The 14645-nt window shown below is 53.0% G+C and carries 13 protein-coding genes; 9 read left to right on the forward strand and 4 right to left on the reverse strand.

Translation table 11 applies throughout. From position 1 onward, the window contains the following. Positions 1-141 precede the first annotated feature (141 nt). Positions 142-564 carry a nucleoside-diphosphate kinase gene (ndk, locus tag ABF287_RS12415; RefSeq protein ID WP_347185320.1) on the reverse strand — a complete coding sequence of 141 codons (423 nt, stop codon included), beginning with the start codon at positions 562-564 and terminating at the stop codon, positions 142-144. 208 nt (positions 565-772) lie between these two features. Here ndk and ABF287_RS12420 point away from each other — a divergent pair, with 208 nt between their 5' ends. From ABF287_RS12420 to ABF287_RS12430, 3 genes are read left to right on the forward strand one after another with little or no spacing between them, the layout of a single operon-like run. Then, positions 773-2650: an ABC-F family ATP-binding cassette domain-containing protein gene (locus ABF287_RS12420; RefSeq protein WP_347185321.1), complete on the forward strand. Its 1878-nt coding sequence runs from the start codon at positions 773-775 to the stop codon at positions 2648-2650. A gap of 1 nt (position 2651) precedes the next feature. After that, complete coding sequence (locus ABF287_RS12425; protein ID WP_347185322.1) at positions 2652-3278, forward strand: MarC family protein; 627 nt, start codon at positions 2652-2654, stop codon at positions 3276-3278. A 31-nt stretch (positions 3279-3309) separates the two neighbouring features. Further along, the gene (locus ABF287_RS12430) at positions 3310-3888 is read left to right on the forward strand and encodes a TIGR02281 family clan AA aspartic protease (protein WP_347185323.1); all 579 of its coding nucleotides are present in this window, start codon (positions 3310-3312) and stop codon (positions 3886-3888) included. Positions 3889-3894: 6 nt separating this feature from the next. Here ABF287_RS12430 and ABF287_RS12435 read toward each other — a convergent pair whose 3' ends face one another. Together ABF287_RS12435 and ABF287_RS12440 are read right to left on the reverse strand one after the other, a co-directional pair. Continuing rightward, on the reverse strand, positions 3895-4359 hold the full coding sequence (locus ABF287_RS12435) for a DNA polymerase III subunit chi (protein ID WP_347185324.1): 465 nt from the start codon (positions 4357-4359) through the stop codon (positions 3895-3897). Between the two features lie 4 nt (positions 4360-4363). Beyond that, positions 4364-5836 carry a leucyl aminopeptidase gene (locus ABF287_RS12440; protein WP_347185325.1) on the reverse strand — a complete coding sequence of 491 codons (1473 nt, stop codon included), beginning with the start codon at positions 5834-5836 and terminating at the stop codon, positions 4364-4366. A gap of 222 nt (positions 5837-6058) precedes the next feature. On the opposite strand from ABF287_RS12440, the gene lptF reads away from it, so the two are divergent. The 6 genes from lptF to rsmA all read left to right on the forward strand — a co-directional run bounded on the left by lptF (position 6059) and on the right by rsmA (position 13683). Next, on the forward strand, positions 6059-7198 hold the full coding sequence (gene lptF, locus ABF287_RS12445) for an LPS export ABC transporter permease LptF (protein ID WP_347185326.1): 1140 nt from the start codon (positions 6059-6061) through the stop codon (positions 7196-7198). Continuing rightward, positions 7195-8292 (forward strand): LPS export ABC transporter permease LptG, encoded by a 1098-nt coding sequence (gene lptG / locus ABF287_RS12450; protein ID WP_347185327.1) that lies wholly within the window; start codon positions 7195-7197, stop codon positions 8290-8292. Before lptF ends, lptG begins: the two co-directional genes overlap by 4 nt. A 2-nt stretch (positions 8293-8294) precedes the next feature. Next, the gene (gene lptD, locus ABF287_RS12455; RefSeq protein WP_347185328.1) at positions 8295-10520 is read left to right on the forward strand and encodes an LPS assembly protein LptD; all 2226 of its coding nucleotides are present in this window, start codon (positions 8295-8297) and stop codon (positions 10518-10520) included. Positions 10521-10613: 93 nt separating this feature from the next. Continuing rightward, positions 10614-11858: a peptidylprolyl isomerase gene (locus tag ABF287_RS12460; protein WP_347185329.1), complete on the forward strand. Its 1245-nt coding sequence runs from the start codon at positions 10614-10616 to the stop codon at positions 11856-11858. Then, positions 11855-12844, forward strand: coding sequence for a 4-hydroxythreonine-4-phosphate dehydrogenase PdxA (gene pdxA, locus ABF287_RS12465; RefSeq protein WP_347185330.1), 990 nt, complete (start codon positions 11855-11857; stop codon positions 12842-12844). The genes ABF287_RS12460 and pdxA overlap by 4 nt, the downstream gene beginning before the upstream one ends. Next, positions 12841-13683, forward strand: coding sequence for a 16S rRNA (adenine(1518)-N(6)/adenine(1519)-N(6))-dimethyltransferase RsmA (gene rsmA / locus ABF287_RS12470; protein WP_347185331.1), 843 nt, complete (start codon positions 12841-12843; stop codon positions 13681-13683). Before pdxA ends, rsmA begins: the two co-directional genes overlap by 4 nt. 96 nt (positions 13684-13779) lie before the next feature. Here rsmA and ABF287_RS12475 read toward each other — a convergent pair whose 3' ends face one another. After that, a complete protein-coding gene (locus ABF287_RS12475; RefSeq protein WP_347185332.1) occupies positions 13780-14496 on the reverse strand; it encodes a DUF4167 domain-containing protein in 717 nt (238 codons plus the stop codon). Positions 14497-14645 lie beyond the last annotated feature (149 nt).

The following is a 14645-nucleotide window of genomic DNA, read 5'->3' on the forward strand; positions in this document are numbered from 1 at the left end:
AACGCCAGACATAGGCCTTTGACGCAAATCTCAACAAAACTCCAAGAAAACCTCAAGAAAAAAGGGCCACTCGATCGAGCAGCCCTTTCAAATCTAAATGTCTCATGAGTCATGCCCCAAAAGACCCTGAGGCGGAGCCTCTTAGCCAACCAGTTCAAGACCGGAGAAGAAGTATGCGATTTCTTCTGCAGCTGTTTCTGGAGCGTCGGAACCGTGCACAGAGTTTTCGCCGATAGACAAAGCGAATTCTTTGCGGATTGTGCCTGCTTCAGCGTCTGCTGGGTTTGTTGCGCCCATAACTTCGCGGTTTTTCGCGATAGCGTCTTCGCCTTCAAGAACTTGAACAACGATTGGCTCAGAAATCATAAATTCACACAATTCGCCAAAGAAAGGACGCTCAGAGTGTACGCCGTAGAATTGCTGCGCTTGAGCCAAAGTCAATTGAATGCGCTTGGATGCAACAACGCGCAGACCAGCTTCTTCGAATTTCGCAACAATCGCACCTGTAAGGTTACGTTTTGTGGCGTCTGGTTTGATGATAGAGAATGTACGTTGGATAGCCATGATGTAGCTCCTGTAAAAACGGTTAATGCCATTTGGAGATACGATCACGCCGCACTTCCAAGATTGCGCGCCGATTAGCACGCAAGGACGGGTTTGGAAAGCGATTGTTGCACATCTGTTTGGCTCATTTTGGAATTGGCGTATGAAAAGCTCTTGCAAGCAATCAATCCCCCTAGACCGCCTGCATTTGCCCTGATAAGCGGCTGGCATGCTTAAAATCCACGACATCACATATTCGGTAGAGGGTCGCACCCTTTTTGAAAACGCAACAGTCACGATCCCGACCGGTCACAAGGTTGGTATTGTCGGACGCAATGGCGCGGGGAAATCCACCCTGTTCAAATTGCTGCGCGGCGAACTGGTTTTAGAAACCGGATCTATCGAATTGCCTTCGCGCGCCAAAATCGGTGGCGTGGCCCAAGAAGTGCCCGGCAACGAGGTGTCTTTGCTTGATACGGTTTTGGCCGAAGACAAAGAACGCGCCGCATTGATGATCGAATCTGAAACGGCGACCGACCCGATGCGCATCGCGGAAATCCAGACACGGCTGGCCGATATCGATGCATGGAGTGCCGAAGGACGTGCGGCATCGTTGCTGCGTGGTCTTGGATTTACCGAAGAAGAAATCTACATGCCCTGCTCCGCCTTTTCTGGCGGCTGGCGGATGCGTGTGGCTTTGGCGGGTGTTTTGTTCTCGCAGCCTGACTTTTTGCTGCTCGATGAGCCGACCAACTACCTCGACCTTGAAGGCGCGCTGTGGCTTGAAAACTACTTGGGCCGTTACCCGCACACTGTATTGCTGATCTCGCACGACCGCGCGCTGTTGAACCGCGCTGTGAACTCCATTGTGCACCTCGAAAGCAAAAAGTTGACGCTCTATGCGGGCGGCTATGATGATTTTGCCAAAACCCGCGCCGCCAAGCGTGCGGTTCAAGCGGCTGCAGCGAAAAAGCAGGACGCTGCGCGCGAACATTTGCAAAGCTTTGTGGACCGATTTAAGGCCAAGGCTTCAAAAGCCAAGCAAGCGCAATCACGTGTGAAAATGCTTGAAAAGATGGATAAAATCACCGCCCCCGAAGATGCGGCGCGCGTGGTATTCACCTTTCCTGAGCCCGAAGAACTATCGCCCCCCATCATCAACATGGAAGGTGCGGCTGTTGGCTATGACGGCAAACAGATTTTGGGCAAACTCGATCTGCGTATTGACCAAGACGACCGCATCGCATTGCTCGGGCGCAACGGCGAAGGCAAATCGACCCTGTCGAAACTTCTGTCTCGCGCGCTTGAGCCAATGGGCGGAAAAATCAATCGTCACAACAAGTTGCGCATCGGTTTCTTTGCGCAGCACCAAGTGGAAGAGTTGAACTTCGACGAAACGCCACTACAGCACCTTGCGCCAGCAATGCCTGGTGTGTTCGGTCCGAAACTGCGCGCGAAACTCGCCAGCTTTGGTCTGGGTGCAGATCAAGCAGACACCGAAGTTGGGCGCTTGTCTGGTGGTCAAAAAGCGCGATTGTCTTTGCTTTTGGCGACACTCGATGCGCCGCATTTGTTGATCCTTGATGAGCCGACCAACCACCTTGATATTGAAAGCCGCGAAGCCCTTGTTGAGGCTTTGACGGCCTACTCCGGTGCGGTGATTTTGGTCACGCACGATATGCACTTGCTCAGCTTGGTGGCGGATCGTTTGTGGTTGGTCAAAGATGGCCGTGTCAGCCCTTACGAGGAAGATCTCGATACCTATCGCAAGACATTGCTGCAAGGGGATGAGAAAAGCAAAATCGATAAGAATCCGAAGGCCAAGTCAAAGTCCAAAGCCAAAACGGCGACCAAGGCGGCGCGGGTTTACACACGTGACGAAATCCTTGCATTGCGGTCTGATGCGCGCAAATGTGAACAACGCATGACCAAAATCAACGATATGGCCAAAAAGCTTGAAATCAAATTGGCGGACCCTGCCCTTTATGAAGACAAGCCTTCAGCGGTCATGTGGCAAAAGAAGTACAACGAAGTTTGTGAAGCGAAAGATCGCGCGGAAGAGCTTTGGATGACCGCATTGGAAAAACTAGAGAAAGCCGAAAAGTAACGTGGACCTGCAGTTTTTGATCACGGCGTTTTTTACGCTTTTTGTCATCATTGACCCAATCGGCTTGATGCCATTGTTTGTGGCGCTGACGGCTGGATCAAATGCAAAGGCGCGCCGTGCAATTGCGGTGCGGGCTATCACCATCGGCTTTGGTATTCTTGTCTTGTTTGGGTTCTTTGGTGAAGCCGTGTTGGGCTTCGCCGGCATTTCGATGGCTGCATTTCGCATTGCAGGCGGTCTTTTGTTGTTTTTGACGGCGCTCGACATGTTGTTTGAACGTCGCTCCAAACGGCGCGAAGATCAGGCTTCACAACCTGACATTTCTGAAGACGACCCGTCCGTGTTTCCACTGGCCACGCCACTGATTGCAGGGCCAGGCGCGATCGCATCAATGATTTTGTTGACCGGACAAACCGACACAACTATTGGATTTCTTTCCGTTTTCGCTGTACTGGCGTCCGTTTTGTTGATCGCTTTGATGCTGTTCGTCATGGGCGGATTGTTGGAGAAAGCGCTGGGCCCAACTGGCGTCAATGTCGTCACGCGCATCTTGGGCATGCTGCTGACAGCCCTATCCATTCAGTTCATTTTGGACGGTTTGCGCGAAGTTGGGGCGTTGCCCTACTGACATCTATCTCCAGCGGCCCTATCTATAGGGTATGGAAGATTTTGACACAGCACGTTTTTTGTATTTGGCAATTCTACTGGGCGCAGTAGCGTTTTATACGCTGGTGAGCTATCGGCGCGCGCTGGGACAAATGCTGCGGCATGTCATTTTATGGGCGTTGATTTTTATTGGTATTATGGCTGGCTATGGGCTTTGGCAAGACGTTGCACCACGCCTCGCGCCCGTGCAAATCACCCATGGAAACGGAGTTTTTGAAGTCCCCAAAGACGCCAATGGGCAATTCAACTTGGTTGCCAAAATCAATGGGAAAAACATTCGATTTTTGGTCGATACAGGCGCCTCAACCATCGTTTTGTCCCATAGCGATGCAGAAAAAGCAGGCGTCGCAATTGATGAAAAAGCCTATACGGGCGTCGCACAAACCGCCAACGGCGCGGTAAGAACCGCATTGGTCAATATTGAAACACTGAACATCGGTGGCATTCAAGACAGCAATGTTCGCGCCTATGTCACCGACGGGGATTTGTTTGGGTCTCTGCTTGGGATGGAGTATTTGCAGCGGTTTGAAAAGATTGAGATCTTACGTGATAAAATCATCTTAACGCGTTGATTTAGTTTACTCTTCAGGCTTTGGATGCTGCGCCTTCATTTGCCATTTTCCGCTGTCTTCCGACCAATATTGTGCGCTCGCACCTGCGTCCGTGAGGCGTTTCCACTGTCCGCGCGCGTGTTCAAGTGCTGCCGCATTTTGACCGTCGAACAAAATACAACACCGATCTGCGGCCGCAATTTCTTCGGGCGTCAGATCAGCACCGTCAACACACATGATGCAAGTTGCATCATTGCCGCCCGCTTGTGTGGTAAGCAAAATCGGTTGATCTTTGTCATGAGGGCTGCCCGCAAGGCCATGCGGTAGAAACCCCTCGCGCTGCCACAATGCGGCATCGAGGGATTTCAATTGAGCATCGGAGCGGCCACGCACTTCAACGCGCCACCCAGCACCGAGAGACTTTTCAGCCAATATGGCCAAGGTCACCTCGATTGGATCGCGTGTCAGATGGTAAAAGTAAACCGCTCCCATTGTCTTAGGCCTCTTCAGTTGGCATCAGGTCATCCACCAAACGGTTGAGCGCCAAAACGCCCCAGCCGGTTGCGCCTTTGGGCGATAGGTCTGTTGGCGCTTTCACGGAGGCCACACCCGCGATGTCGAGGTGAATCCAAGGTGTGCCTTCTTTAACGAAGCGCTGTAGATATTGGGCCGCGGTGATCGAGCCACCTGCCCGCGTGCCAACGTTTTTCATGTCAGCGATGTGGGATTTCAATTGATCGTCATAGGCTTGTCCCAACGGCATGCGCCACGCGCCCTCGCCTTCGACTTTGGCGGATTTCAAGAATGCGTTGCACAAAGTATCATCATTCGAGAAAACACCAGCGTTTTCATGGCCGAGACCGACGATAATCGCCCCCGTCAAAGTGGCCAAGTCGATCATGCCACGTGGCTCAAACCGCTCTTGCGTGTACCACATGACATCACACAGAACCATGCGCCCTTCGGCGTCGGTGTTGATGATCTCGACAGTGTCGCCCTTCATGGATTTGATCACATCGCCGGGACGTGTGGCATTCCCGTCCGGCATGTTTTCGACCAAGCCCACAAGCCCCACGACATTGGCGGGCGCTTTGCGCAGGGCCAGTGTTTTCATCACGCCAGAGACGACGCCAGCGCCGCCCATGTCCATGGTCATATCTTCCATGCCGCCAGCCGGTTTGATGGAAATACCGCCGGTGTCAAAGACAACGCCCTTGCCGACCAAAGCCAGCGGCGCTTCGTCTTTGCCGCCTTTCCACTGCATCACAACAACTTTGGAGGGGCTGCGCGAACCTTGGCCAACAGCCAGCAACGTGCGCATACCAAGCTCTTCGAGGGCGTCTTCTTCAAGCACCTCAACCTCAACACCAAGGCTTTTCAAGTCTTTAAGGCGATTGGCAAATTCGGTAGTAGTGAGAACATTCGCCGGCTCTGAAACCAGATCGCGGGTGAAGAACACGCCATCGGCCAAAGCTGTCACACCAGCAACATCAATGTCTTCCGGCTTGCTGGTCGCAACCGTCACCGTGGGCACGTCTTTGGCGGGGCCTTCGGATTTGTGATCGGTGAACGCATAGGCTTTGAGCAGCGCGCCAAGCGCCACGTCAGAGACACGTCGTGTTGGGCCAGCCAAGACCAGAACGTCCTTTTTGCCCAAAGCCGCCCCAATCGCAGCGCCCGCTTTGCGCGCCAATTGTGTTTGGGCTGAACGAGACAGTTTAACGATCTGCAAGGCTTCCGCCGCCAGTCCGACAGGAAACGCAAGATCCTGCGCGCTGCCTTCGCTGAGTTTTTCAAACGCGTCGCTTTCAATGAAGCGCTTCAACGCTCCTTTTGTCAGCCGGTTCACGCGACGTGCAGGTGCGGACATTTTGCCATCTGCTGGCACAATCACAGCAACGCGCCCTTGCGCAGTTTCGATGGTGTCCAAATTGGTTTCAATCACCGTCAAAGTGGCTGGTGTTGTCATAGGAGGCTCCTGTTCGGCTCATGTTAAACGTGACGGCACCTGCGGCCTTTCACATGTCTATTTCCCAATAGGTAGCGATCCTTGACGCGCTTTGCCAGTGCCTGTGGCATCGCTAATCTGTGCGGAGTGCCGCTGCCACCCAATATATCGGCGCATTATGGGTTTCGGACATAGAGTTGTGACTATAAACTGCTGTGAAGTAGACACGTCACGAGGTCCGTTTTGGGTAGATTCGACAAATACATGCTGCACCAGCTTTTGCTTTTGTTTGGTCTGTTCTCGCTCATCCTCGTTTTGGTCTTTTGGGTCAACAAAGCCGTGATTTTGTTAGACACAATGATGGGCAACGGGCAATCCATCACAATGTTCCTTCGGGTGAGCACACTTGGGCTGCCAACGATCATCGCGGATGTGTTGCCGATCACAGCCTTTATTGCCACCGTTTTTGCCATCAATCGCATGAGCTCAGAATCTGAATTGGTTGTCGTGCAAGCCGCAGGATTTAGCCCATGGCGATTGGCGCGTCCTGTGTTGATTTTTGGCGTTCTGGTCACGTTTATGGTCGCCGCACTTACCCATGTCATTGGTCCAATGGCGGAAAGAGAACTCACACTACGCAAGGATGAAATGTCGCGTGACGTCACATCCAAGCTGCTGACAGAGGGCACATTTATCCACCCAACCAAAGGTTTAACCTTTTATGTGCGCGAAATTTCACCAGCGGGAGAATTGCTCGATATTTTTCTCTCAGACAACCGATCAGATAAAAACCGCGTATTTTTCCTAGCACAACGGGCACTCATCATCAAAGACAATGAGGGGCCCGTTTTGTTGATGTTCGACGGAGAGTCTCACAACTACAACTTGACCACCACAAAGTTGGCCGTCACAACGTTTGACAGTTTTGCCTATGGTTTGGGGGAATTTTTTGGCGAAACCCAAACGCCCGCTCGGCCCTTGAAAGCCAGAACGACTTTTGACCTTTTACAAGCGTCTGGCGTCGGTGCAGGACAAACGGCACCCGACACTGTCCTAACCATTCGAAAAACCATCCATGAGAGAACTGCGCGGGCGATGCTTGCACTTGTCGCGCCACTTATTGGTTTTGGCGCCCTGATCGCAGGTGGCTTTTCGCGGTTTGGTCTTTGGCGGCAGATTTTCCTCGCATTTACTTTGTTGGTTGTTGTCAAATCAGTCGACAGTGCGGGCATTTCAGCAGCGCGACGCGCGCTTGAAAACTGGCCCCTGCTGTATGCGTCCATTTTGACGGGTCTTGGCGTGACCGGACTGCTTTTGACATATGCCGCGGACCCGAAGAAATGGCGCACCATGCTGCACCGTAAGTCGGAGGCGCCCCAATGAAGTTGCACATGTATTTCGCGCGGCGAACCTTGAGCGCGCTGTTGACCGTGGCTGGCATTCTGACGCTTCTTATTTTGATGATCGAGATGATCGAACAAATAAGAATTTTTGGATCAGCCAATTTGTCGCTTTTGACCCTGCTTTACTTGTCGCTGCTCAAGATTCCTTTCACGCTGTACAAAATATTTCCAATTATCATGATCATCTCAACTTTGGTTTTGTTCTTGGGCCTTGCGCGCTCGTCAGAATTGGTTGTGACCCGCGCGGCCGGTCGGTCTGCGATGAAAGCTTTGATTGCGCCTCTTATTGTTTCTTTTTTGGTCGGAGTTTTGGTTGTTGCCGTTTTGAACCCATTGGTCGCGGCGGCCTCGTATGAATTTGACCAAAACAAAGCCAAATACCTGAATCAAAAGACACAAGCCTTTTCCGTTTCTGAAGAAGGGCTTTGGCTGCGTCAGGGGGACGAAACCGGACAGGTTGTGATCCGCGCAAGCCAGACAAATTTTAATGGCTCCAGCCTCTTTGATGTGACCTTTTTGGGGTTCGACACAACGGGGATGCCATCGTTCAGACTGGAAGCACAAAGCGCGCATTTGCAGCTTGGGCATTGGAAAATCGAAAACGCAAAAAGGTGGGCTCTCGGAACGACTGGCAACCCAGAAGCCCAAGCTGAAACGCTTGTGGAATTGGAACTGCCAACGTCGCTCACCTTGAGCGAGATCCAAGATACTTTTGGGACGCCCTCTGCGGTTCCTATTTGGAAAATTCCCAGCTTTATTAATCGGTTGGAAAGTTCTGGGTTTTCTGCCCGTAGCTACAAAATGTGGCTTCAATCCGAATTGGCGCTTCCGCTGACCTTGGTTGCAATGATGCTGATCGGCGCTGGGTTTACGATGCAGCACACCCGTTCTGGGAATACCGCAACTTTGGTGGTGATTGCATTGCTCCTTGCCTTTGCATTCTTCTTTTTGCGCAATTTTGCCTCGATCCTTGGAGACAACGGTGAAATACCGATTGCGCTTGCGGCATGGGCCCCACCCGTCGCCGTCATACTCGCTTCAATCGCGCGATTACTACATTTGGAGGATGGGTGAACATGCCTTCGACCCAAACTATCGGCGCCGTCAGCACAGATCGCCGCACAGACACACGCAAATTTGCGATTGGGTTTCGGAAGAGTGTTTTCGCATGCACCGTGGCCTGCCTAACAGCTTTGCCGTCAGTGTCGTCTGCGCAAAATGCACTTCAAGCCCGTCCTGTCGCACAAGACGCGGCTGCTCAAAGCACATCCTTGCTGGCCGATTCTGTCACTTTCAAAGGCACCCAGTTGGTTGCGACAGGCAACATCGAGGTGCTTCAAGGTGACATCCGCCTCACAGCACAGCGCATTTTGTATGACCGCGCATCCGGTGCGCTGACGATTGAAGGACCAATTCACTTGAGCCAAAGCGGCAATAACACCGTGGTGTTGGCCTCCGCTGCTGAACTCAGTTCTGATCTGCGCGATGGTATTTTGACGTCAGCACGTTTGGTCATCGATCAACAATTCCAACTCGCTGCCGCGAGTATGGAACGCGTGGATGGCCGTTACACACGCTTGGCGCGGACTGTCAGCTCAACTTGTAAAGTGTGCGAAGGCTCCCCTACGCCGCTGTGGCAAATTCGGGCGAAAGAAGTCGTTCACGACAGCGAAACACGACAGATCTATTTCACAAACGCTCAGTTTCGTCTTTGGGACGTCCCCGTCTTCTACCTACCACGGCTGCGGTTGCCGGATCCAACGCTAGAACGCGCAACGGGGTTTATGATCCCCATTTTGCGCAATAGCTCGACCCTTGGGGTCGGCATTCAAGTGCCATATTTCGTTGCATTGGGGGATCACAAAGACCTCACCATTTCGCCGTATATTTCAACCCGTACGCGGTCGGTTGATCTGCGTTACAGACAACAGTTTTATAATGGCTCGCTCGAGGTCAATGGGGCCATCACCCAAGACGAAACGCGCGATTACACGCGCGGGTATCTCTTTGCCAACAGTACTTGGGATGTGGGCAACGATTTAGAGTTTGGACTAGATCTGCGAACAGTTTCTGACATTTCCTACCTACTGGATTACGAAATCTATGACCGAGACCGCCTGCCGTCTCGGGTGTGGCTTGAACGGTACCGTGCAGACAATGCGTTTGAAGCGCAAATTATTCACATTCGCTCGTTTCGGGAATCTGAAATTGACATTGAAGACACCCTCCCATTTCTGTTGGGCGACGCAATGTATGAATATCGTTTTTCGCCGCAAACGATTGGCGGAACGGCTTGGATAGAACTCTCGGCTGCAGGGTCTCACCGGACGTCATCCACAGACATCGAAGGTATGGATGTGTTTCGGACCAGTGTCGAAGCTGGCTGGCAAAACAGTGCAATTATTGCTGGCGGTCTACGTCTTGATGCAATGGCGGCTACGTCTCTTGACGCCTATTCCATTGGGCAGAATTCGACCTTTGACGCGCTTGTCGGGCGTGTGACCCCCGAAGCAAAACTGCGCCTGTCTTATCCATTGCAACGCGTCACAAACGCCGGCGCCCATCAGACGATTGAACCAATTGTTCAAGTGTCATGGGCACAGAGTTATGGCGGCGATGTCCCAAATACGGACAGTAGATTGACCGAATTTGACTCCGGTAACTTTTTGGACACACCGCAGTACCCGGGCAGCGATCGACGCGGGAACGGCCTACGCGGAACTTTGGGGATGAAACTTGCGCATCAGAGCGCGCGCGGATCTTACGGGCTGACCTTTGGTCGCATACTCTCACAAAATGCGGATTCCAATTATACGACGGCGTCTGGGCTTTCAGGACAGTCCTCAGACATCTTAGTTGACATATATGCGCAATTGCCCGGCAACTATTACATCACCAGTCGGGCCTTGCTCGACAATGATCTCGCGCCAAACAAATGGGAAACGCGTCTAGATCTTATTCGCACAAACTACAGCTTGGGCGTGGCGCATTCTTATGTGCAGGCGGACGTTGACGAAAATCGGGATGAAGATCTGTCCGAGCTCAAACTCAACAGCACGTTCAAACTTGGCCAAGATTGGACGGCCTCTGCAAGCTATCGCTACGATTTTGAACAAGCACGTGCGGCAACAGCACAACTCGGATTGGAATACTCAAACGAATGCGCCCGCGTCAACTTGGGCGTTTCGCGGCGTTACACCGACACAGCGGCACTGGATCCCACATTGAACTATTCAATTTCAATTGGATTTGGCGCCTTTGGAAAGTCAAAATCTTCTAAACTGGGGTCTTGCGGTCTTTAGCCAATAAGCGCTTGGAGCCAATTGGTCGCTTGGCCCCCACGCGAAAAGCACCTATGAATGACGCGTTGACCCCAAAAAGTTACGAGGGCTGGAATGAAAGTTAATACAATTCGACTGCAGATCACACGCATTGTGAAAGCCGCATGCATTTCTGTCCTGCCATTTGGCGGTTCGTTTGTGACAGCTCAAGCGCAAAACCTTTTTGCGCCCGTCGCGCAAGTGAATGACTCTGTTGTAACCGCTTTTGAATTGCAGCAGCGCATGCAAATGATGACGCTTTTGGGCGGAGGTGCTTCACAGGACGCGGCCCTTGACGCGTTGATCGACGATCGCCTCAAAAGTGAGATTGCGCGTCGGGCCAACATCGTGCCAAGTGAAGACGCCATTGCCGCAGGCATCGCTGAATTCGCGACACGCGGCGACCTCGAAACTGAACAATTCTTAGGCCTTTTGAGCCAGAATGGCGTGTCACAGGAAACGTTTCGTGACTTTATCATTTCAGGATTGGCGTGGCGTGACTATGCGCGCGCTCGTTTCGCGTCACGCGTCTCTGTCAGCGAAGCCGACATCGACCGCGCTTTGCGCGACAATGGCCCCTCTGGCGGCTTATTGGTCTCGATGTCTGAAATTTTTCTACCCGCTCGAAATGACCGCGAACGCGCAGAATCGGAACGTTTGGCAAAACAAATTGCAGCCAACCCAACAATTGCTGCCTTTGCAGCCGCCGCCCGCCAGTATTCTGTCGCGCCAAGCCGTGAGGTTTCTGGCCGTATGACACCAGCCCCGTTGGGCAATCTACCTGGACCGTTGCGTGTCGCGGCCACCACACTTAAGCCGGGTGGCATTTCCGAACCATTGTTTACAGGAAATGCCGTGGGCATTTTCCAACTGCGTGGCTTGTCCGAAATTGACGCACCGACCCCCAACGCATCCTCAATTGAGTATGCTGCCTATTACATTGATGGTGGGCGCAGCGAGGCCGCGCTGGCCGCGGCTGCCAAAATACGCGCACGTGTTGACACATGCGATGATCTCTACGGCATTGCAAAAAACCAGCCAGCTGAAGTCTTGGACATCGACACGCTTGCGGCAAATGATATCCCAACGGATGTTGCCAAAGAGCTAGCGCAGCTTGATCCCGGCGAAAGTTCGGTCGCGTTGACGCGCTCGAACGGTCAAACATTGGTGTTCTTGATGCTCTGCAACCGCGCGTTTGAAAAAACCGCCGATGCTGATCGTGACGCTGTGCGAGCCAATCTGCAAAGTGCGGCGATTGGTTCGATGGCTGAAAGCCTATTGGCCGAGTTGCGGGCTGACGCGACAATTTTGCGCAAATGACACAGATCGCACCCGTTGCGCTGACTTGCGGCGAACCCGCAGGTGTAGGCCCTGAAATCGCCATCAAGGCCGCGCATTTGATGAAGGGGCGCGTGCCATTTTTCTGGATCGGCGATCCGCGGCATTTACCCGTCGGCACACCTTTCGTTGAAATAAAACAGCCAACCGAGGCCCATGACGTTCCGCATGGTCTGTTGCCCGTGCTGTGCCACGAATTCGCAGCACCTGCTGAACCAGGCCACGCAAATTACGCCAATGCTCAAGGCGTGATCGACGTGATTGCCCGCGCCGCCGAACTTGTTCAATCCGGACAAGCCAGTGCGATGTGTACGGCTCCAATCCATAAGAAAATTCTGAAAGACGGCGCGGATTTTGCCTATCCTGGGCACACTGAATATCTCGCGGCACTTGGAAATACCGACCACGTTGTGATGATGCTCGCCTGTTCAGAGTTGCGGGTTGTGCCAACGACCATCCATATCGCGCTGAGCGACGTGCCCCAACAGTTTACAGCCGAGCTTCTTGAATCGACAATTCGCATCACAGCCCACGATCTCACCCACCATTGGGGCATCACCGCGCCGCGCATCGCCATCGCGGGACTTAACCCGCACGCGGGTGAAGGCGGCGCCATGGGCACTGAAGAGCTGGACTGGATGGAAGACCTGATCAAAACATTGCAAAGCGAAGGCTTTGATCTCAAAGGTCCAATGCCCCCTGACACGATGTTTCACGCCCGTGCCCGTCAAAGCTACGACGTGGCCATTTGTGCCTATCATGACCAAGCTTTGATCCCGATTAAGACCATCGATTTCGATAGCGGTGTCAATGTGACGCTCGGCCTGCCGTTCATTCGAACCTCGCCCGATCACGGCACGGCGATGGACATTGCAGGTCAAGGCATTGCCAATCCCACATCTCTTATTGCAGCACTTGATATGGCTTGGGATATGGCCACTCGCAGTGCCCGAGGATCCAATACATGACAAGTTTCGATGGGCTCCCGCCCCTGCGTGAGGTTCTTCAAGCGCACAATTTGGTGCCGAAAAAATCATTGGGGCAAAACTTTTTGCTCGACCTCAATCTCACGTCCAAGATTGCCCGCCAAGCTGGTGACTTGACCAAATGTGATGTGCTCGAAGTCGGCCCCGGCCCTGGTGGTCTTACCCGTGGTTTGTTGGCCGAAGGCGCACGTAAGGTTTTGGCCGTTGAAAAAGACAGTCGCGCGATGGGGCCGTTGTCCGAAATTTCCGATGCCTACCCCGGCCGCTTGGAAGTAATCAATGCCGATGCGTTGGAGATCAATCCGCTTGAGCAGCTTACAGCGCCAGTGCGCATTGTATCGAACCTGCCGTACAACGTGGGCACAGAGCTGTTGATCCGTTGGTTGACGCCACCGACATGGCCGCCCTACTGGGCCTCATTGACTTTGATGTTCCAACGCGAAGTGGCCAACCGCATTGTTGCCAAACCGGGCAACAAAACTTACGGACGTCTTGCAATTCTCAGCCAATGGCGCACCAATCCGCGTCTTGTGATGGAATTGCCGCCTGAAGCCTTTACACCACCGCCAAAAATTCATTCCGCAGTCGTGCATTTTGAAGCCTTGGAAAAACCTCGGTTCGAAGCTGACGCCAAGGTTCTTGAACGGATTGTCGCCGCTGGATTTAACCAACGTCGCAAAATGCTGCGTGCGTCGTTGAAGGGCGTAAAACCCGACATTGAGGATTATCTCAATGCTGCGGGCATCAAACCAACGGACCGTGCAGAGCAAGTGCCGCTAGAAGGATGGTGCGCCTTGGCGCGCGAAGTAGCAAAAGCATAAATCGCCATCATGTAACACGCAGATCATCCATTTGAGATCACAAAAAAACCCGCCGGACTGGCGGGTTTTGTTTTGTTTGGACTTTTGGATATTGCCCTATTCAGCAGCCTCAGGCGCATCGCCAGACGGAGCTGGTTCTGGCGCTTCTGATTTGGCCTCAGAAACAGGAGCGTCAGCTTTAGGGGCGCGCGGGGCACGTGGTTTGCGCGGGGCACGGGCACGTTTTGGCTTTGGCGCTTCCTCAGGGGTTTCGACAAGTCCCGTTTCAGCCACACCAGCCGGTTCCACAATCGCGGCAGGTGCTGACACGATATCAGGCTGTTCGCCCTCACCCGGCAATGGAGCAGCTTGAGGTTGCTCAGTGTGATCTTTGCGCGGACGACGTGCTGGTCGATTGGACCGTGTCGGTTGATCGCCACGCTCATTACGGTTTTGACCATCTGCGTCTTGACGTTCAGAGCGTTCTTGTTGGCGCTCTGCGCGTTCGAGACGCTCTGCCTCTTGACGCTCACGACGTGCTTGTTGTTCGCGCTCTTGCTGTTCACGTTGCGCTTCAATTTCTTTTTGCGCCGCACCAAGCAGACGCGTGTAATGTTCAGCGTGCTGCTGGAAGTTCTCAGCAGCCACGTGATCATTGTTCAATTGCGCATCGCGTGCCAATTGGTTGTATTTTTCGATGATCTGTTGCGGTGTGCCACGCACTTTGCCCTCTGGACCAGAGCTGTCAAACGTGCGGTTGACGATATTCGCTCCAGAGCGGTTGTTGTTGCGATTGTTCGACTTTGACCGCGAACGATTTTTCGAAGATCTCATATGTTTTGACTTTCGCGCCTATTTGCGCCGGATCTTTGGCCCGGCTTGCCTAAAATGTGGCCTATAAACTGGCCCGTAACGCTGCTTAAGCGTGCATTGGGTCCAAGGGATCCAAGATAAGCACCAGCAGAGTTTTGGGTGACTGCGAG

The sequence above is a fragment of the Pacificibacter sp. genome (assembly GCF_039769035.1).
In the GTDB taxonomy this organism is placed as follows: domain Bacteria; phylum Pseudomonadota; class Alphaproteobacteria; order Rhodobacterales; family Rhodobacteraceae; genus Celeribacter.